Source organism: Biomaibacter sp. TOL (assembly GCF_059717795.1).
In genome coordinates, this window is the sequence record NZ_AP046092.1 from 2885332 (window position 1) to 2904341 (window position 19010).

Annotated in this window: 22 protein-coding genes; 18 read left to right on the forward strand and 4 right to left on the reverse strand. The window is 39.0% G+C overall.

Translation table 11 applies throughout. The features are described 5' to 3' along the window. The first annotated feature begins 20 nt into the window (after positions 1–20). The 3 genes from AC6I1H_RS14275 (at position 21) to AC6I1H_RS14285 (ending at position 983) form a co-directional block, all read left to right on the forward strand. Positions 21–212: a hypothetical protein gene (locus AC6I1H_RS14275; RefSeq protein WP_497738194.1), complete on the forward strand. Its 192-nt coding sequence runs from the start codon at positions 21–23 to the stop codon at positions 210–212. Positions 213–340: 128 nt separating this feature from the next. Further along, positions 341–583, forward strand: a complete 243-nt coding sequence (locus AC6I1H_RS14280; protein WP_497738195.1) for a type II toxin-antitoxin system Phd/YefM family antitoxin — start codon at positions 341–343, stop codon at positions 581–583. Next, positions 567–983, forward strand: a complete 417-nt coding sequence (locus AC6I1H_RS14285; RefSeq protein WP_497738196.1) for a type II toxin-antitoxin system VapC family toxin — start codon at positions 567–569, stop codon at positions 981–983. The genes AC6I1H_RS14280 and AC6I1H_RS14285 overlap by 17 nt, the downstream gene beginning before the upstream one ends. A gap of 580 nt (positions 984–1563) precedes the next feature. Here AC6I1H_RS14285 and AC6I1H_RS14290 read toward each other — a convergent pair. Further along, the gene (locus tag AC6I1H_RS14290) at positions 1564–2919 is read right to left on the reverse strand and encodes a PucR family transcriptional regulator (protein ID WP_497740812.1); all 1356 of its coding nucleotides are present in this window, start codon (positions 2917–2919) and stop codon (positions 1564–1566) included. Here AC6I1H_RS14290 and AC6I1H_RS14295 point away from each other — a divergent pair. From AC6I1H_RS14295 to hepT, 11 genes are all read left to right on the forward strand, one after another. Continuing rightward, positions 2900–3406, forward strand: coding sequence for a hypothetical protein (locus AC6I1H_RS14295; protein ID WP_497738197.1), 507 nt, complete (start codon positions 2900–2902; stop codon positions 3404–3406). The genes AC6I1H_RS14290 and AC6I1H_RS14295 overlap by 20 nt on opposite strands. Positions 3407–3890: 484 nt before the next feature. Next, on the forward strand, positions 3891–6662 hold the full coding sequence (gene cas10 / locus AC6I1H_RS14300; RefSeq protein ID WP_497738198.1) for a type III-B CRISPR-associated protein Cas10/Cmr2: 2772 nt from the start codon (positions 3891–3893) through the stop codon (positions 6660–6662). A gap of 23 nt (positions 6663–6685) precedes the next feature. Next, on the forward strand, positions 6686–7003 hold the full coding sequence (locus tag AC6I1H_RS14305) for a type III-B CRISPR module-associated Cmr3 family protein (protein ID WP_497738199.1): 318 nt from the start codon (positions 6686–6688) through the stop codon (positions 7001–7003). Next, the gene (locus tag AC6I1H_RS14310) at positions 7000–7437 is read left to right on the forward strand and encodes a type III-B CRISPR module-associated Cmr3 family protein (protein ID WP_497738200.1); all 438 of its coding nucleotides are present in this window, start codon (positions 7000–7002) and stop codon (positions 7435–7437) included. The genes AC6I1H_RS14305 and AC6I1H_RS14310 overlap by 4 nt, the downstream gene beginning before the upstream one ends. A gap of 4 nt (positions 7438–7441) precedes the next feature. Next, positions 7442–8371, forward strand: a complete 930-nt coding sequence (gene cmr1 / locus AC6I1H_RS14315) for a type III-B CRISPR module RAMP protein Cmr1 (RefSeq protein WP_497738201.1) — start codon at positions 7442–7444, stop codon at positions 8369–8371. A 17-nt stretch (positions 8372–8388) separates the two neighbouring features. After that, entirely contained in the window at positions 8389–9495 is a 1107-nt protein-coding gene (gene cmr4 / locus AC6I1H_RS14320; protein ID WP_497738202.1) for a type III-B CRISPR module RAMP protein Cmr4, read from the forward strand. Next, on the forward strand, positions 9486–9896 hold the full coding sequence (gene cmr5, locus AC6I1H_RS14325; RefSeq protein ID WP_497738203.1) for a type III-B CRISPR module-associated protein Cmr5: 411 nt from the start codon (positions 9486–9488) through the stop codon (positions 9894–9896). The genes cmr4 and cmr5 overlap by 10 nt, the downstream gene beginning before the upstream one ends. Further along, a complete protein-coding gene (gene cmr6 / locus AC6I1H_RS14330; RefSeq protein ID WP_497738204.1) occupies positions 9880–10980 on the forward strand; it encodes a type III-B CRISPR module RAMP protein Cmr6 in 1101 nt (366 codons plus the stop codon). Before cmr5 ends, cmr6 begins: the two co-directional genes overlap by 17 nt. Before the next feature lie 15 nt (positions 10981–10995). Further along, entirely contained in the window at positions 10996–12411 is a 1416-nt protein-coding gene (gene csx1, locus AC6I1H_RS14335) for a CRISPR-associated CARF protein Csx1 (RefSeq protein WP_497740813.1), read from the forward strand. 171 nt (positions 12412–12582) lie between these two features. After that, on the forward strand, positions 12583–13017 hold the full coding sequence (gene mntA / locus AC6I1H_RS14340) for a type VII toxin-antitoxin system MntA family adenylyltransferase antitoxin (RefSeq protein WP_497738205.1): 435 nt from the start codon (positions 12583–12585) through the stop codon (positions 13015–13017). Continuing rightward, positions 13010–13444 (forward strand): type VII toxin-antitoxin system HepT family RNase toxin, encoded by a 435-nt coding sequence (hepT, locus tag AC6I1H_RS14345; protein ID WP_497738206.1) that lies wholly within the window; start codon positions 13010–13012, stop codon positions 13442–13444. Before mntA ends, hepT begins: the two co-directional genes overlap by 8 nt. Before the next feature lie 224 nt (positions 13445–13668). On the opposite strand, the gene AC6I1H_RS14350 is transcribed toward hepT, so the two are convergent. Then, positions 13669–13854, reverse strand: coding sequence for a hypothetical protein (locus tag AC6I1H_RS14350; protein WP_497738207.1), 186 nt, complete (start codon positions 13852–13854; stop codon positions 13669–13671). A 390-nt stretch (positions 13855–14244) separates the two neighbouring features. Between AC6I1H_RS14350 and AC6I1H_RS14355 the strand changes: the two genes are divergently transcribed. Then, positions 14245–14640 (forward strand): nucleotidyltransferase substrate binding protein, encoded by a 396-nt coding sequence (locus tag AC6I1H_RS14355; protein WP_497738209.1) that lies wholly within the window; start codon positions 14245–14247, stop codon positions 14638–14640. Then, the gene (locus AC6I1H_RS14360) at positions 14637–14975 is read left to right on the forward strand and encodes a nucleotidyltransferase family protein (RefSeq protein WP_497738210.1); all 339 of its coding nucleotides are present in this window, start codon (positions 14637–14639) and stop codon (positions 14973–14975) included. Before AC6I1H_RS14355 ends, AC6I1H_RS14360 begins: the two co-directional genes overlap by 4 nt. Here the strand turns inward: AC6I1H_RS14360 and AC6I1H_RS14365 are convergent. Continuing rightward, positions 14959–15321, reverse strand: coding sequence for a VanZ family protein (locus AC6I1H_RS14365; RefSeq protein WP_497740814.1), 363 nt, complete (start codon positions 15319–15321; stop codon positions 14959–14961). The genes AC6I1H_RS14360 and AC6I1H_RS14365 overlap by 17 nt on opposite strands. A 186-nt stretch (positions 15322–15507) precedes the next feature. Between AC6I1H_RS14365 and galE the strand changes: the two genes are divergently transcribed. Then, positions 15508–16479 (forward strand): UDP-glucose 4-epimerase GalE, encoded by a 972-nt coding sequence (gene galE, locus AC6I1H_RS14370; RefSeq protein ID WP_497738211.1) that lies wholly within the window; start codon positions 15508–15510, stop codon positions 16477–16479. Between the two features lie 12 nt (positions 16480–16491). Here the strand turns inward: galE and AC6I1H_RS14375 are convergent, their stop codons facing one another. Further along, a complete protein-coding gene (locus AC6I1H_RS14375) occupies positions 16492–17328 on the reverse strand; it encodes a methyl-accepting chemotaxis protein (RefSeq protein WP_497738213.1) in 837 nt (278 codons plus the stop codon). A gap of 134 nt (positions 17329–17462) precedes the next feature. On the opposite strand from AC6I1H_RS14375, the gene AC6I1H_RS14380 reads away from it, so the two are divergent. Next, positions 17463–18800 carry an SEC-C domain-containing protein gene (locus AC6I1H_RS14380; RefSeq protein WP_497738214.1) on the forward strand — a complete coding sequence of 446 codons (1338 nt, stop codon included), beginning with the start codon at positions 17463–17465 and terminating at the stop codon, positions 18798–18800. Positions 18801–19010: the final 210 nt, after the last annotated feature.

Below are 19010 nucleotides of genomic sequence, written 5' to 3' on the forward strand. Positions count from 1 at the left end.
GTTATCCAGGATGCTTTTAAATGATGATTTATTCAATAGAATTTGTTGTTCCACTTTTAGGCATAAGCGGCAAACATGAGGGACTGGATATAGAAGTTTTGAACAAAATCTTGGTCGAGGATACTGAACTTGAAAATGCCGATCTTTGCGCAAATATGTTGGAAATCGCTTTCCGAGGCACATGGAAAAGAAGGAATGGAAAAAGTATTTGAACTAAGCAGCCAAGAGGCCTATTTTTCTATATCCTATGAGTTGCCTTTATAATAATTGGTCAACAAATATTGTAAATGATTAATTAATAGTGATATAATTTAATTAATCAAAAGTAGGAGGTGTTAAAATGATTGTTAGTGCAACTGAATTTAAAACAAGAGTGGGAAAATATTTGGAAATTGTAGATAAAGAAGAAATTATTATAACAAGGAATGGTAAGCAAGTAGCTAAACTTGTACCAGTAAAACACCAGGTGACTCCCAATGCAGATTTTTTATATGGGCTTTTAGCAAATAGAGAAAAAAAGGATGTAACGGCTGAACAAATTAGAGAAGAGAGGATAAAACTAAAATATGGAGATATTGATTGATACAAATATTATTCTAGATGTATTACTGAAAAGAAGCCCTTTTGATATAGATGCTTACAATATATTGAAACTGGCGGAAGAAAAGAAGATAATTGCTCATATAGCTGCATTTTCAATAACGGATATATATTATTTCATTAGCAAAAACCTTACCCATGAGGAAAGGATAATGGCAATAAAGGCATTATTTAATATAATGAATGTTGTAAGTATAACAAATAAAGATATAGAAAAGGCCATGTCTTTTACTGAGTTTACTGATTTGGAAGATGCCTTACAAATGCAATGTTTAAAGAAAATAAAAGGCGATTTTATAATCACCAGGGACAAAAAATTTCGAAAGATAAGCAATAAAGCAATTTCACCAGAAGATTTCATACAAAATTATTTATCGCGTTAGATTGATAAGAATTCGCGATGGTGTTAAATAACAGGCCATTTCCGCCCCTGCCCTGCAGAATCCCATCTGGTTTTCCAGCCTGTTTACTTTACAGTGGTGGGGACGTAATATACAACTTTTTAGCCTTTCCTTAAGAATTTGAGCTCTCTTATCCAATTCTCCCGATTCAAACAGTTTAATATAAGATGGTACAAAAAAATTAAATAATTGATATGGTGGAGTTGATAAAATAAAATGGATGAAAAACAAAGAGATATATCCTATCATAATTATAGAGTCAGGGGATAGAGTCAGGGGACGGTTCCTTGACTCAAAAGTAAAGTAGTTGAGTCAGAGAACCGTCCCCTGACTCATCTTGTGCTGGGAGGAGCAGGTCGGGCCCAAGACCAAGGGGTATACAAGCATGATATTGACCCTTCAATTAATGGCTCTATGTTTGGAAAAATGCAAAAAGCATATGCGTCATAGGATATGATGTGGCCTCGGCTATGCGACGGCGCTGGAGGAGAGCATTGAGAAGGATATAAACCATTAAAACCACGCGAATCTCGTTCCTGGCGGTCGGTCGGACGCGCCCCTTCTAGAAAAGGTATTCCGCTATTAAACAGGAGAAGAAGAGAAGAAAGAGCTCCTCTTCGCGGCGGAGATCGGTCCCCAGGATTTCGATTATTCGATTCAGCCTGTAGGTCAGGGTATTTCTATGGATGAAAAGCTTCCTGGCGGTTTGTGAGATATTCATGCCATTTTGAAGGTAGGTATACAAACACCGGACGTATTCGGTGTTGTTTTTTTCGTCGTATTCCTTCAGTTTCTGTACTTGAGGATGGCACAGGCTCTTCAGGCTGGTCGAATTGTCCAGGGAGTTCATAATATGGTCTATGTAATAATCCCGAAAGTAATATCTCAGCTTGTGGGGATCTTTTTTGGCCCCTTCCGTCAGAGCGGTTTTGCTCTGGATGTAAGGATATTTTATGCTCATAAAGTTGTAGAACTTCAGGCTGATCCCGCATTTGATGTCAATGCGGGAAAGCAGGTCGTCGATCTCCCGTAAAAAGCCTGGATCATCGAGAGAATAGTCCTTTTCACGGAGGACAGCTATGACTGAATTTTCGTAGGCAAAGATAATGGATTTTCCAATCAGCTTTTTTATGCGGTAAATGTAAGTCATAAACAGCTTTTCATCCAGGCTTTCTTCGGGAGGTGAGAAATTGAGGATGTAAAAACCGTCTTCGAGGCCCCATTTTCTCTTTTTTAAGTGGTACTCAACCACCTTCTTTTCCACTTCGAAACCGTTGATCAACCTATTGATGAAGTAAAGGGGTTCTTCTGTTATGTCTGTGAGCTCCCGGTTTTTGGAGATGGCCAGCTCCATTATATTTTTCAGGTGATAGACAAGTGATAGCTGGCCAAGGGTGAAGGGTTTATTGATGTCGATGAGACCGAAGTTTCCGAAGTGTTTTCCGTTAATGCTAAGACCGGCTATCATTTGAGTATATCTGTCCGAGGGGTTGCTTTTATAAAAAAACGGTTCTTTCCTGATGCGGACCCATTCGCTCATCCTTTTCCGCTCTGGAAAGGGCAGGTTTTCCACGGGGGAATACCCGTACCGTATTACCTCCTCCCAGATGGTGCCCTGGTAGTTCTCCGGCAGTTTCCCCGCGGTCATGATCAGGGCGAGGGAGGCATCGAACAGGGCTATGGGGTTTTCCAGAGCAGCGGCACCGATGTCGAATATTTTTTGCAGGGGTTCGTTTTGTATAATAGCCTCGATCATCTGCCGGTTCCAGGCGGCGTATTTCTCGAAAATGTCCTGTAAGATATTGAAGACCTTCGGGAGATCGAGGCCGGCGTCTATATTGATAAGATTGCAGGGGAGCTCGTCGAACCGTTTGCCGTCCAGGGGGCCAACGCAGACAATGTTGGCGGGCTTCCTCATAAAATTCAATCATGAATTTCCCGGCAGGAAGGCCCTGGAAAAAATCGCCCAGAATCCCCCGAGAACCGTGGTTACCCTGGAGTGGAACGCAGCGGATATTGCAGCAGTCTATGCTACTCAGTTCCAGGGCAGGGAAGTAGAACCTTGTGAAAGAATCGATGCAGAGCCGCTTGATATGGCTTATCAGGAAAATATTGCCGGATGGCCTGACGAAGGATTTATTTACCGCGCGGATAAGGTCATGGCGGATGGAAAGATGGTCGGCATTAGCACCGGCCGAATTTGCAGCTATTATTACAACAGGATGATTTCTCTGGGATTTATTGATCCGAAATATGCGGAAGAAGGAAAAGAACTCACATTGATCTGGGGAACCCCGGGTACGCCGCAGAAGGAGATTCGCGTTAAAGTTGCCCGCTTTCCGTATATTGATCTGATACGCAATGAAGATAGAAATGTGGAAACAATTCCGCGTTATAAAAAATAATAACAGAAGAAACAAGCCAATCCGCCGCCACCCTTTCTGTAGATTCCTAAATTAATCCGTAAAACTTCTTACACCTAATAGACTTGCCGACAGAATAACGGGCGTTAAAGGGATAAGAGTATCTCCTGCCGTATAATTAAGATGTGTAGCGCTCAAATGCCATATTGCGGTGTGCAAAAAAATGCACACTGCTTTCTTTTTTTGGTCAATAAAGCTGAAGGGAATTCAAAACGCTGTAGTGTACAAGGCTAAATTTGGTTAATTTGCTATATTACGAGTAGCCGACTTCCCTTTGTTTGTTTTATTTTAAAAAATATGAAATTTTTAGCAGGAATATGATAATTTATGTAGAAAAATATTAACAATAAAAAATTTTATAAAATGAAAATAACATCGCCCTGACTAATAGATTTATTATTATTTGTAATGTGTGGAAGGACAATTTCGGAAAATTTTAATAAAGAAAGCGGAGGGGTGTCTTAAGATGGTTGACTGGAATTTAAAACTCAAGGCATTACTTCATGATCCTCCTCATAAACAATGGGTCCTTTCTATCGGTGGCAACCAAAATGCAAGGGAAATTTTAAAACTGGATACCCATTCATGCCCGGATGGCAATTATCACAGAAACACCCATGAAGTTTTAGCTGAAAGATTACTCGATTATATATGTTCGGATGAATGCATAGATGAGCCGGAAGAATTAGCTGAAAAGATAAAAAATGCTGACTATATTTCGTATCCGATGAACAGAGTGCTGCTGAAATTCGATGAAAATGCAAGAAATCCCACGGTTAGGGGAGATAATGTATATTTTTTTGATATGTTTAACGAATGCGAAATATACAATGTGTTAAAGCGGATTTCTGAATCTGAACACGATAAAGTTAAAAAATTATTTAAAGGAATAGGAGAAATACCTTTCGGAGACCGCTCGCAAAAAATGAGATTTGCCTTTCTGTTTTTATGGAGGTTTTATCCGCTGATTTTCCCCTGGATGTACACCCACCCCGCAGATTCCCGAACGCCCAACCATTCCATTTACGACCATATCGTCCAGGTAAGTTCTGTTGCATCAGCTTTGCCAAAACCTGCGTTTTTATTGTATACCATCAGCCCCGTTCAAAGTTTTATTTCAACGGCCAGAAAGACTCAGGATTTATGGTCAGGAAGCTATTTGCTATCCTATCTTACATGGAAAAGCATAGAGCTTTTGATAGAGGAATTGGGCCCGGATGCCGTCATTTATCCGAATTTATTGGGTCAGCCGTTAATGGATAAGTGGTTTAAGGAACAAAAGTTTAATGTAGGTGGAATTGATAAAGATTTTGGCCGAATAACAGAAAAATATTTAGAAATGTTCCTTAAAACTAAAGAAAATTTATTTGATGATAGTATAGAAAAAATCACAATAGCAAATCTTCCCAACCGTTTCCTGGCTATCATACCATATGAGAAAAAGTATATTGCCGAAAAGTGTGAGAAAGCCTTGGAGTCGGAACTGGCCAATCTTGCAAAAAGAGTGACAGAAAAATTATGTCAACTGACCGAAGAGGCGGATAAGGAGAAAAAAATAAAAATGGAAAGGCAGGTGGAAGGACACCTGAAATCGTATTTTCAGGTGTATTGGGCGGTTTTGCCGTGGATGGGCGAAGATATTAATTTGAACGATCAATCTGTTTGCAATGATGCTCTAAATGAATATTGCGAAGCGATAGGGGAAGACGAACTTTATAGCCTTGTAAAAATGATAATCAAATACAGCACCTTTCGAAAAAGTAAAACGCCTCTTTCGGAAATCGGCCACGCATATCCGCTTTTGATAAAGCTTACAGAAAGATTGCTTGGGGCGAGAAAGAGTGTAAGGGATCTTAAAATTTCTCAAAAGCATAATAATAAATCTGCCGAAATATGTCATCTGTGCGGAGAAAACGAAATAATCGATGCAAACTGGGAGGCGCTTGGAAATAAGCATCCGGGCATTATAAGAGAAAAAGAACGGCTCTGCGGTGTTTGCCTGACGAAAAGACTTTTTCCCCGGGTTTTTGCGGATATTTTAGGGGTCGGGGAACAATGTGAAGAAATAAGATTCCCGTCCACTTCTGAAATGGCCGCTGTTACGGCAAAGAAAACAATCGCTGATCCCCGGGAGTTTAAATATAAATTCAATGAATTCGACAATAAAATAAAAGCCAAAAATAACGGCAAAAAAATTCCGAGCGGCAGTTCCGTCCCTGCGTTAAAAGATAGCCCCCTCAATGAGATCGACGGCCAGTGGCTCATGCAGGAAAGCTACAGGAAGGAATATTTCAAAAATGAGTACGGGCTGAATGTGGATGAAAATGATATTGATGAGATGGTGAAGTTTTTAAATCAACATAATATCGATGCGAACAGGTATTATGCAATCTTACAGATGGACGGCGACCATATGGGCCAGTGGCTGGCTGGCAAAATGAATCCGGAGATAGAAAAAACTGTTCATTCCTTGTTGAGGGAATCATTAATTGAAGAATTAAAACACATAAACGAAAATTCAAAAAACAAGGATATATTGCATAAAACACATCCTATCACCCCTTCGCTCCATCAAACCTTTAGCAGGAAACTGGGGATTTTTGCATTAGAAAAGGTAAGAGGGATAGTCGAAAACGATCATTGGGGAAAATTGATTTATGCAGGAGGGGACGATGTGCTGGCGTTTTTGCCCGCAGGGGAAGCTCTGGATTGTGCTTTCCGTCTTCAGGAGGAGTTCAAAAAGATTTTGGGGTCGAAAGCGAGTATGAGTGGGGGGATTGTAATTGTTCATCATAAATTTCCCTTATCCATTGCGTTGACGGAAGCGAATGAAGCGGAAAAGATGGCGAAGAATCACTATAAAAGAAATGCTTTTTGCATAAAGCTCATAACCCGGTCGGGAGAAGAAAGGGTAAGCGGCGGAAAATGGGAAATGTATAATTTCATGAACGGTTTAATCAATGTTTTTAAAAATGATCAATTATCACCGTCTATTTGCAGCGATTTATTAAGGATTGTGGAAGATTTAACCGATGAGAATTCGCAAGAAAAAACGAAGTTACTGACGGATATCTTGGGTTCTGAGATAAAGCGAATTCTTACTCGGAAAAAATCTAAGGATAAAGAGAATATGCTTACCAAAGAATTTATAAAAACCATTATCGATGAATTTACGCGATACGAATTTGGATATAGAGAGTTTGCTAATCTTTTTGCAATAGCGGGATTTATTGCTTAGATATGGAATTTGGAGGAAGGGGTATGACAATGCTGAAATTTACTTTAAATCCTTATGATGTTCTCTTTTTCGGCCGGGGCAAGCCCTTCAATATAGGTAGCGACGTTCAATCGACCTTTCCGCCTTTTCCGCATACCGTTGCAGGAGCGATTTGCGGCAGGATAACACAGCACAAAAGGATAAACACCTCAAAAATTTTGAAAATGGTGTACGGGCCTTTCATTGAAAAAAGGGAAAGCAAAGATGTAATTCTGTGTTTCCCCAAGCCTGCAAATATATATACTGACAAAAAGCATAGAAATATTGAAAAATTATATGAAATAAAACCTCTGATGATATGATTTACAGTTTTTTCAATGAATATCCCAGGGCTTTGAAACTAGGGGGAGAAATGAGAAGCGTAAATTATACGATAAAAGCGGATGATTTCAATTTGAAGCATCAAAAATTGATAACCCGGGTAAGGCAAGGAGATATTATAAGAATTGTGTTTTTAACTCCTGCAGTTTGCAGCACTTTCCCGCCGGAAATAAATGGATTAAAGATAAAGTCAATGGCATCAAATGGCTATAAAATAATGGGTATTAATTCAAATAACTTGGATAAAAAAACTGTAAGGAAAGTTTTACCTGCCGGTACCGCAATATGGGCTGAAGTTACCGATGAAGAAGTGGCTCAAAAAATACTTTCTGCAAGCGTGCTGGAAGAAAAAGACGGGCAGCAGAGCATAAAAAGCTTTATAGGCAGCAATCTGATTGCTTTCGGAAGGGGATGAGAAAATGAAAGAGTACAGAGTGAGATGCAGAATATTGACACCGCTTATAATGAGCGGAGCAGATTCAAGCGATGTGGAATTGAGGGAGCCTTCAATAAAGGGTATGTTGAGATGGTGGTATAGATTTTGGAAGGGGACTCATGCTTCTTCGCTGGACAAATTGAAAGAAAAAGAATCTTACATTTGGGGTTCCCAGGAGAATGCATCAAGATTGAGATTAAAAATAACATCGGGGCTTACGGAATCGGATATATGCGCGGCATTTTTATGCATGAACGATAGAAGAAAAAAAGAAGGGGATGTACCAAAGGCTTATGATCATATTAAAAGAAAATCCTTTTCTCCTTCAAAAATCTTTGACCTCAGCTTTTTTTACTTTCCTCAGCACGAAAATATCGTAGTGGAAGATTTAAAAAAGACGCTATGGCTCATTTCCTCCTTGGGAGGATTGGGCGCCAGATGGCGCAGAGGCTTTGGCTCCATTTCAATTGATGAGGTCGAAAAACATGATGGAAATTATTATGAGATAGAAGGCAATAATTTAAAGCAAATCGCAGAAAAAATGACTAGCATGCTTCAGGGATATAAAGGAAATGACAATTCGCTTAAATTTATGCATCTCGGCAATACCCATATCTATCTGATGAAACCGGAAAAGGATTTTTGGCACAGCTGGAATGGTGCGATGGACGACCTGAGGGATAATTTTTATAGAGCATTTAAAAAAGAGAAGGAAATATCGGCGATTGGCGGAGCAAAGCCCAGGAGAGCTTCACCCATGATAATCCAGATAAAGAAAACCACACACAGCAATAATTATTTCGGGATAGTGTTGTCTCAAGACAATCCAGAATATAACGTTTATTATAAAAAAACGGAGCTGGAAAAATATATTAAAGGGTTATCTTTTTTAGAGAGCATAAAACTATTATAAATTGGGGGTATTGAAAAATGTATAAACGAGCGGCACTACTAACCTTTTATGCAGAAACGCCCGTCCACATGGGGACCGGTCAGAGCGTCTCATATGTTGATTTGCCGGTACAGAGGGAAAGACATACTTCATATCCCGTATTATGGGCAAGCGGTATAAAGGGAGTTATTAAAGATGCGGCTATGAGAGTGTGGAATATGGACAATGATAAGGTGAATGTTATATTCGGCTTTGAGGGGAACGATTCGGAAGATACAAGGGCTTCCTGCGTCAGCTTTACTGATGCAAAAATTCTTTTTTATCCCGTAAGATCCGGCCGGGGGGTTTTTGCTTGGATTACCTGTCCTTTTGTGCTGGAAAGGTTTAAAAATGATTTAAAAAATGCTGGTATTAATTGTAGGGGTTTGGATAATATTCCCCAACCGACCGATGGCGAAATAATCATATGCGGGCCGTCAAAAGAAATTTCAGACAAAACCAGCTTTCTTGAAATCCGGGATAAGGGCAAAGTAGTATTAGAAGAGTTTGTATTTACAGCTAAAAAAGAAGATTTATTTTCAATTGCGAACTCTATAACAAAGCTGCTTCCGGACAATTCTTTAACAGCAAGTTTGGGAAGACGTATGGCCATAGTTTCAGATGATATTTTTAAAAATTTTATAAACTATGCGGTGGAGATACGCACGAGAATAAAAATCGACCCGACCACGGGGACGGTAGAAGACAAAGCTCTTTTTACCGAAGAATATGTACCTTCTGAAAGCATATTTTACTCCCTGGTATTTGCAACGGACCCTTACCTGGGGATTGATGCCAACACATATAAAAAGCTTTCAGAAGCATGTTCTGCAGGTAAAAAATGGGATGACCTAGAAAAAGAAATTGAGGATTCAATAAAAAATGAAGAAGGAAGGATTAAAAAAGCGTTTGAAGGCAAATACTTCTGTGCGGCGGGGGTTTTTGAAGCAGTTGGAAGTCTCTTCAATGCGGCAAACAATTTAATTCAACTGGGATCGAACGGGACAACTGGAAAGGGCCTGATGAGAGTAAAATTTTACATAGAGCAGGATAACGACAATCATGATAAAAATGGTGATGATGGAGGGGAAAACAAATGGGTATAAAATCCATTGAACAGGAACGGGCAGGATTCTGCCTTAAAAAGATCAAGAAAATGATGGAAGAATTTAATGAGGAAGAAGATAAAAAGAAAAAGGAAAATATTAAAAATGAAATAGATAAATTTAAAACCGATGCCAAAAAGCTTCCGGCTTTAATCGTTTCAAACGGTCTGATTCCTGTCCTTGCCTTTTATAAGCAGGGCGGCAGTTTGAAAATATACGGCATTCTCGATGAATGGTTGAAGAAAAAGGGTTTAATCACTATGGACGCTTTGGAAGATACAATAGAAGCTTCACAGCAAAAGTTAATGATTATCACCACTGAAACTCTGGCTGTTGCAAATTGGCTCAAACGAATGGCGGAAGTAAATCTGGGGAGTGAAGAAAGTGAAGAGAAGAAATAGCTATGAAAGTTACGGACGGATAAAATTCGGTACATTCGACTGGCAACAAATAGAAAAGGAAAATTCTGATAGAGCAAGCAAGGCCGTAGAATACATTCCTAAACAAATAAAAAGCAAAACAAAAGGTCTTGAAGTGGATAATTTTTCACTGATGTATTCAAAATTTGTTCCAATTATTGATGCAGAAGTGGTAAAAAACGGCAGAGAGAATATCAAAAAAATGAACAAAACTGTTGGCGGTGAATCAAAGAAATGCTTTCTAGAAGGTATTGCGGAAAAGTTTCGGACATCCGAGTTTAAAATAGATGATCAATCTATTTTAGTTCTGATGCAGGAAAGAATAAAAGCCCAGAAAAAAGCCCTTGAGAACCAGGATTATGAAGTTCTGATAGACGACACCTTTACAACACGATCGCGCCTCATGGTTGGACTTGGCTCAGAACATGTGCTGGAGACTTCTTTGACCCTTCATCACATCTTCGGGATACCCTATATTCCTGCAAGCGCACAGAAGGGATTATGCCGAATGGTTGCTTTCTGGCGTTTGGCTGAAGCAAAAAGTGGTGAAGAAGTAAAGGAATTAAAAAAGGTATTTTATAAGAGTGAAATTAATTTTAAAAATGACGATGACCAATTATTGAAATATAAAATTCTATTTGGCACACAGGGATTCCAGGGCCTTTTAGAGTTTATGGATGCTTTTCCCACAATTGAACATAAAAGTGATTTAAAGAATACTGAAGATACAATATTTGAACTCGATGTTATGAATGTTCATTACGGTAATTATTATACTAAAAATATGCCGCCGGATGACAGTCAGGACCCCAATCCCATCTTCTTTTTGACGGTGAAAAGCGGCATAGGGTTTTGCTTTACAGTACTGTATGATAAAATGAGGGCCGGGCTGCTGAAGCATAGCGAAAAATCCAGAATGAGTAATATTATCGAAAACTGGGAAGCCGATAATTATTTGAAACTAAAGGAAGAAATGATGGGTATTTTAAACTCCGCACTTGGCGAATTTGGCATAGGGGCAAAAACAGGGCTTGGATATGGAATGATGAGCCGAATAGAGGAGTGAACGAAAGTGAAGAGTATGATATATCAGATCGGAAGAGTGGACAGGAATATGTTCGAATTGCAGAGGTTTAAAATAAACGGCCATATGAAAACAAAACTCCTTTCTTCTTTTGCATTGAAGGAGTACTTGCGGGAAAGCGGCGATGACGTGAAGGTGGTCCTTGTATATCCAGTAAGCCTGCCATTGAATACCACTGTTAAGGATGCAAATTTTGATGACAGGGATTTTTTAGAAAGAATAAAATATATAATATCAAGCAGAGGAAGCGAGTATCTGCAAAATCCAGCGGAATTTTTCGAAAAAATGCCTTATTCCAGCGAAACGGATGATTTTATTGTAGTGCACTCCACGGGAGAATATGCAGGAGTACAATTCGGTGGAAAATTTAATGATATTGTGTTTGAAATAGCTTTAGACATGATGGAAAGGTATATTGCCGGTGAAGTGGAGAGGATATATGTAGACATTTCCAGCGGGCACAATATTTTTGTTTCGGCTATCCTTGAAGCGGTGAGATTTTTCAGCACATGGGCGGGTTTGAGAAACTGGATTGACATAGCCAAAAGACCGGAAATTTGGCTCGCCTTTTCCGATCCTATATTGGGCCGGTCCGCAAGAGAGTATGATATACATCAGGAAAAAATGGAATTTAAGGCATTTTTTACGTCTCCAATTAGCAGGGATGACTTAGAAAGTAATGTTCGTATGAGTATTGATAAAAAAATTTATGAACAAGAAAGGTCGAAAAAGCGAAAGCTGAAGGAATTGCTGGAAAGGTTTGCAATCATATTTTCAGCTATAAGGAATAATATTCCTTTGGCTGTATATCATTTCGGTTTTCATTCTTGGAAAGAGATAGACGGAGTTTTTGAGCAACTGCTGGCGGATATGAAATTGCGGCTTTATGCTTCTTATAAAGAATCCCCCGGGCTGGAAAAAACCAGCTATTCAAAAGTAATATTGACGCTGGGTTTTTATGCCGGTTTGGCTGAAGTCTTAGATTTCTATGGATTTAAAAAGTATGATAGGGATAAAGGTGTAAGCCTGAATGAAATAAAAGAAAAATTTCATATTGATATAAACGGAAACATTAAGGATAAGGAATCTAAAGGAGTTTATGATTTGTTTGATATAAAATTAAACCGAGTTTTCCTGGGAAATGAAGTATCAAATTCTGAAAAAAAGACCGAAAACAATGCTCAAGATTTTGCATGGCAATTGCTTATAACATTTTACGATAGCCAAAATAAAAGACAGACCCCCGACAAGAGGAACTTCTTTGCCCACTCTGGGTTGGAAGGGCTTGTTACCGACATAAAAAAGGAACGAGGTAAACTGTTTGTGCGATATGCGGACGAATATACGGATAGTAATGGCGGAAACCAGAGTATAGAAAAAAAGATAAGGAAATGGTTAATAGAAGAAGTATGAAAATAACAAATTTTGCTTTGAATGTATTAAAAATTGCGGGGTAATGAAGAAACATTTTGTTTCATTAAACATATGTTCCATGCTATTTACAAAAAATTGAATAATTGATATGATGGAGTTGATAAGATGGATACTCTTAATTGGAAATATTATTTTTAAGGAAGTTTGATTATGGATAAAAAGGAATGTATTACAGACATAATGAGATATTTTGCAAAGCAAGATGATGTTTCTACAGTATATTTGTTTGGGTCAGTTGTAAAGAAAAAAACAACTAAAAACAGTGATTTAGATATTGCTGTTTTGTTCATTAGGGGGCTATCTTTGTTGCATCGCTTTGAAAGGAAATTGGAGTTTGCTAATGATCTGGAAGATATATTGAAGACAAAAGTAGATATTGTTGACCTGGAAAATGCCGATTTGTATTTTGTTCATCAAGTGATGCTGAACAAGGAAATTGTTCTTGACAGAGACATTGAAAGGCGAGTATCCTTCGAAGTCGAAAAGCGAAGAAAATACTTTGATAAGAAACGCTTTTATGACTTATACCACAGTCAGGCTTTGAAAAGATTAGAAGAGAAGGGCAGGAAATATAAAAATGGTTGAGCCGGAGACAATAGTCAGAAGATTAACCGTCTTGGAGGAATATTGCAGTGATCTTGATGAAGCCAGACAGACCGTTAATTGGGAAAACTTTTCACATGATAAAGTAGTTCGCCGCTATGTTGAAAGAACATTGCATATGGCTGTTGAAGCATGTTTAGATATTGCAAACCACATTATTTCTTACGAAGGTTATCGAGAGCCAGTTGACAACAAAGATGTATTCCAAGTACTTTTTGAACAAAAGATCTTGGATGAAAGATTGAAAGAGAATCTTAAAAAAATGGCTCAGTTTCGCAATGTTATTGTTCATGATTATATACGAGTCCAACCAGAAATTGTGTATGCTATCCTTCAAAAAAATTTAAGCGATATATTGGAATTTGCTAATATTATAAAAGAAAGGTTTCTGGGTAATCAAACCCTGTAAATATTAGCCGCGCAAAAAGTGCGGCTTTCTTGATAATGTTGGCCAGATAAGCCTATTTTTGCTTGCAATCAGTTTTGTTTATAACTTCGACATGTGGCCGGACGGATGAAACTTTTAAGGCCAAACTGTCCAAAGTATTAGACTTCAAGTTCACCCTGCATGATATTTGGGTCTTCTGTCCACCCTATAACAGCTATATGCATATTGCCGTAATCTACCGAATATCAGCCAGCGGGATTTACACTCGGGCCGTTCTTCGGGTTGCCGAAGATGGCTACTTCTTTTGAGCCGTCATCGCCCATGTACTTGTGATTGCCTAAAACATGAATCATGTCTATGGAAGAAAATACCTTGTGACTGCTCAGCAAAACTGTAATCGCATCCAAAGTAAGCACATCATCAGCTCGCATATTTCCCCTTATTGCAGCAATAACCTGATGACCGGGTCTGCAAGCATTTTCATTTACTACTTACCTCCTTTGCCTTATTGCAGCAATAACCTGATGGCCGGGATGGGTAGCTGCTGCTGCCTGCTGGGACATGGGTTGCATCCCGTACCAATTTGCGACGTACCAGTTTTCCTCTTTCTGAACCACAACTGTAACTTTTACACTCATATATAATAACCTAAAATTCCAATCCCCATTGACGGAAAACAAATAAGATTATATAATAAAAGAGAACAAATGTTCTATAATATCAAATCTTACTTATTGCAAAGCCACAACATAAATAGTAAAATAAAAACGAATGAGTGAGAAATATCAAGAAAATAAAAGATTATAGAGGAAGTGATATAGATGAGTATTGATGTTAGGTGGAAACAGAGATTTGAAAATTTTAAAAAGGCTGTGATGCAGTTCACGGAATTTATAGAAAAAGATGAATTAAACAAATTTGAAGTTCAAGGATTAATACAATGTTTTGAATATACTTTTGAATTGGCTTGGAAAACTATGAAAGATTACTTAGAACAAGAGGGCTTTGATGTGAAAAGTCCTAGAAACGTAATACAAACAGCCTTTCAAATACAACTAATTACAGATGGGCATACATGGATTGATGCATTGGAAAAAAGGAATTTAATGGCACATACTTATGATGAAAAAAGAACAATGGAAGTTGAAAAGCTAATAAGGGAAAAATATTATAAAATCATTAAAGAGCTTTATTTTAAGCTAGGGGAGTTGTTATGAATTTTGGATTAAGGGAATTTGAAATAGAGTACATCATTGATACCATAAAAAAATTTCATGAAATAGAAAAGGCTGTTATATTTGGGTCAAGGGCCAAGGGAAATTACAAACCGGGGTCAGATGTGGATATAGGGATTTATGGTGAAAATATCACCTTTGATACTGTATCAGCTCTTCATGCCATGTTAGAGGAAAAGGGGCCATTGCCGTATTTTTTTGATATTGTAGATTATACCCATCTTAGCCATAAAGAACTAAAAGAACATATAGATAGAGTTGGGAAAGTTATTTTTGAAAAAGGAAAAAGCAACCCGACCCCTAACCAAAAACAATAACCAATGAGTTAATGAGACCGTGCGGATGTATTGCTGAAAAGAAGCTATTTTGATATTGGACGATGCCTTGAATGCAATGTTTAAAGAAGATAAAAGGCGATTTTATAATCACCAACCGAAGATTAGTCAACGCTCCGGCTGAATCTAGGATCACGTCCCGTATGGATGCGCTTCTGCCTGGAACGAAAGCCTGATGCAATTCATCGGATAGGGCGTAAAGAGTGGTGAAGCCCATGCCAGAATATATGCATGGCGGCCGGGGTTTATTGCTCGCCGGAAAAGTAGAGCCAAAAATGATGATGTAAATTTCAAAAGCAAGAGCAAATAAGTTTTTTGCCGAGAAAATTTCAGATTCAAACCAGGGAAATAATCTTGGCCGCGCAAAAAAACGCGGCTTTTATAAATATAAGGCCGACATCCTAAAAACCGCCCGGGAAGGTGCAAAATTTTATTGAAAATCATCCTTATGGGTGGTAAGATTATAACATTAAAAGTGTATATATTAAGGATAAAATTTGGGAGGCAGAAAAAATTGGCAAGGGTTTTTGTTACGGGAGGAGCGGGTTACATAGGAAGCCATGTGATTAAGCTTTTGGGAGAAAAGGGCAACGAGGTTGTGGTTTACGACAACCTTTCCTCTGGAAATGCTGGCAACATACTGTATGGCAGGCTGGTGAGGGGAGACATACTGGATTTTGAAAAAATAAAGGCCGCTATGGATGACTTTCAGCCCGATGCTGTAATGCATTTTGCAGCAAAGATAGTGGTGCCGGAGTCTGTGAAGGAACCTTTAAAATATTACGAAAATAATACCTGCGGCGCTATAAACGTGCTTAAAGCCATGAGAGAGTGCGGGGTAAAAAGGATCATTTTTTCATCTACGGCTGCGGTTTACGGTGAACCAAAAAAGATGCCAATAACAGAGGATACGCCGCTCTGCCCGGTGAATCCCTATGGCGAAAGCAAAGCCGCGGTGGAAAGAATCCTTCGAGATTCCTGTTTGGCAGGAGATTTCGGATATGTGGCATTGAGGTATTTCAATGTTGCTGGAGCCGACCCGTCAGGAAAGATAGGGGAAACCAAGAAAGATGCCACACATCTCATAACCATGTGTGTGAGAGCCGCCTGCGGGAAAAGGGACAAGCTTTTTGTTTATGGCACCGATTATCCCACCCCTGACGGCACCTGTATAAGGGATTACATCCATGTGATGGATTTAGCGGATGCCCATATGCTGGCTCTTGAGTATTTGCTGGAAGGCGGTGTGTCTGATGTTTTCAACTGCGGTTACGGTCAGGGGTATTCGGTGCAGCAGGTCGTAGATACCGCAAAAAAGGTTACCGGAGTGGATTTTCCTGTGGAATATGCTCAGAGGAGGCCCGGCGATCCCCCGGAACTTGTGGCCGGCTCCACCAAGATAAAGCAAAAGCTTGGCTGGAAACCCCGGTATGACGACCTGAGTTTTATCATAAAGACAGCCTGGGAGTGGGAGAAGAAAATATAATTTATGACGGCTCTACTGTAGTGTATGGGGAGCTTTTTCCCAAGATAAGGCCTGCTCTGACAGGAGGATTTGCTCCATCTTTTGATTGTCCTCTTCCAGCGATACGGCCACCTGAGTTTGCTGACGGCAGATCTGGTCCAGAGCTTTTGTGATTTCGGATATATTGGTGATGTCCTGCGTCATTTTTTCTATTATGGCCATAATTTCGGCTGTGGCATCTTTACTGGAGCTGGTAAGCTTGCCTATTTCCTGGGCCACAACCGAAAACCCTCTGCCGTGTTCGCCGGCTCTGGCGGATTCTATGGAGGCGTTGATGCCGAGTATCTTTATGCGGGCTGTGATGTCATTTATCAGTTTTATTATCTGATCGGTTTTTTTAATGCTGTCGAGGGAATCGGATACAGAGTCAATAATCCGTTTTGATGTATCATTGATGGCTTCTACGGTTTGGTTTATTTCAGATATATTTTTCCCCAAATTTTTTAATAAGTTTTCAATGTGAATTATATAATTCTTAAGTTTTTCATTCAATGTCTGCTGATGCTCGGAAAGCAGCAGCGCCAGCTTTGCGGCATTGGAGTCGATGATATGGGTTTTTTCGCTTTTTATGCTTCGTATATTTTCCAGCACCTCATCACGGCCCGTAAGCTCCAGCACTATATCCATATCATTCTGCATTAAGGCTGCAAGATCGGTAAAAGTTGGTATGCCGCGATCCTTTGCAAATCTCAATCCCGGTGCATTGCTGTTAATGTCCATTATTCCGATGATATCAACGCCGCTGATGTTTGAAAGGGTATTTAGAAAAAGTGTTCCAGCTTTACCGGCGCCGACAATGCCTACCTTCATTTATATCATTCCTCCCGTTGGACTATTTTACCATAAACTCAAACCAGAGTCCAGAAAAACATATTTACAAAAAAACAAATAATTGATAAGATGAAAAACAAAGTGGCTTATATTAAAATTATGGAGGTTGTCAAATGCCATCTGAGGTTTTCAATGTTGAGCGAAACGACGAGTGTGTGTGCGGAAGCGGCAAAAAATACAAGAAATGCTGTCTTCCGAAGGTGGAAAAAATTGAAGCGGGCCTTATGAAAGCTATTGAAAAGGAGGTTGCCGTTACCGCAGAAGGCAGGGAGTTTTTACGGATAATCAGTATAATGTACGGCGCTGATCTGGATGCGGATGAAGCCAAAGCAGAAACCGATATTGAAAGATTGGCAGAAATAATTTTACAGGCATGGGAAGAGGAGGAACAGGTTCTTACAGTCAGCTCAGAAGAATTTATAGAAACCATTGAAAAAATACTGAAGAAAAAGAATGGAATGAAATATGTCAGAATACCGGGTTCCCTGCTGATAGATATGGATATTGACACGGATGATGATGAGATGGAATCTATCATGGATGAAATTATCGGCAGCTTATCACCTGAGGATTATCTGTTAGAAGTGGCATACTCCTTGCGGACGGATGAATACACCGAAGAAGAAATCAAAAATGTGTTTCACTGGATTTCATTAGGATTGTTAACCGAATTTGCCTATGGATTTATGCTTCCCATTTTACATACCAGTTTAAAGGAAATCGACGAAGCACAGGAGAAATTGGAAGAGATATTTGACGGTAAAGATGAATTGAATCAGGATGACATGAATGAACTCTCTAAAATAAATGCCGAATATCCTGTGTTTGCAGAATATATGGGTGCCAGGGCGATGGAGGATGTTCGGGATGATTTGGATGAGATAATGGACGGCAAGCTTAGTTTCAGGTTCCCGTTCTACACAATATATGCATTTTTCCTGAAGTTTTTTGCAGCAACTGTAAAGATGCTTTTTGATGCTGCATCCGGCAATGTTTTAAATGATAATAGCAATATTTTTAATTATTTTTATGATGCTGCGGATGAATTCTTGCAGGAAGAAATCATTTTCGAAAAGGTGTTTGGCTGTATTTATGAGACAATAGCTGAAGCGGAAAAAAAGGCTGATGATGAAGTTTTTAAAAGCCAACTATCCAAAATCAGAGATTTTTTTTCCTTCTTAACCGACGAGCACTTTTATGCAATTAAAAACATTTTTCTACATTCTTTGACCGAGTATTTCAACAGCCTGCCGCAGTCGGTAGATGACAGCGGAATTGTAGTCAAAAGCATTGATGATATTTCAAGTGTTGAATTCTTTGAACGATATGTTTCATACCTGGAATCTAAAGGCTTGAAGAAAGAGGTTGAATATATAAAGGAACTTTACAGAGAAATTGAAGATAACTCAGTTCCAGCCGTTTTGAAGAATATTTTCAACATAAAAAAATGAAGCAAGTCCAGGATTGTAAATTTGTACATGGCAAATGCGCTGAAGAGATGGATGAGTATGTTAAAAAGGAGAGAGAAGATTGGGAATAAACGTCTTGATTGACCACATTAAACAGGACAAAAAAGTGCTGATAGATACAAATGTCCTTATTTATTTTTTGTAATGGAATACATATTCGGCCAAGCTGACAGCCAGTTCATCCTGTAGACG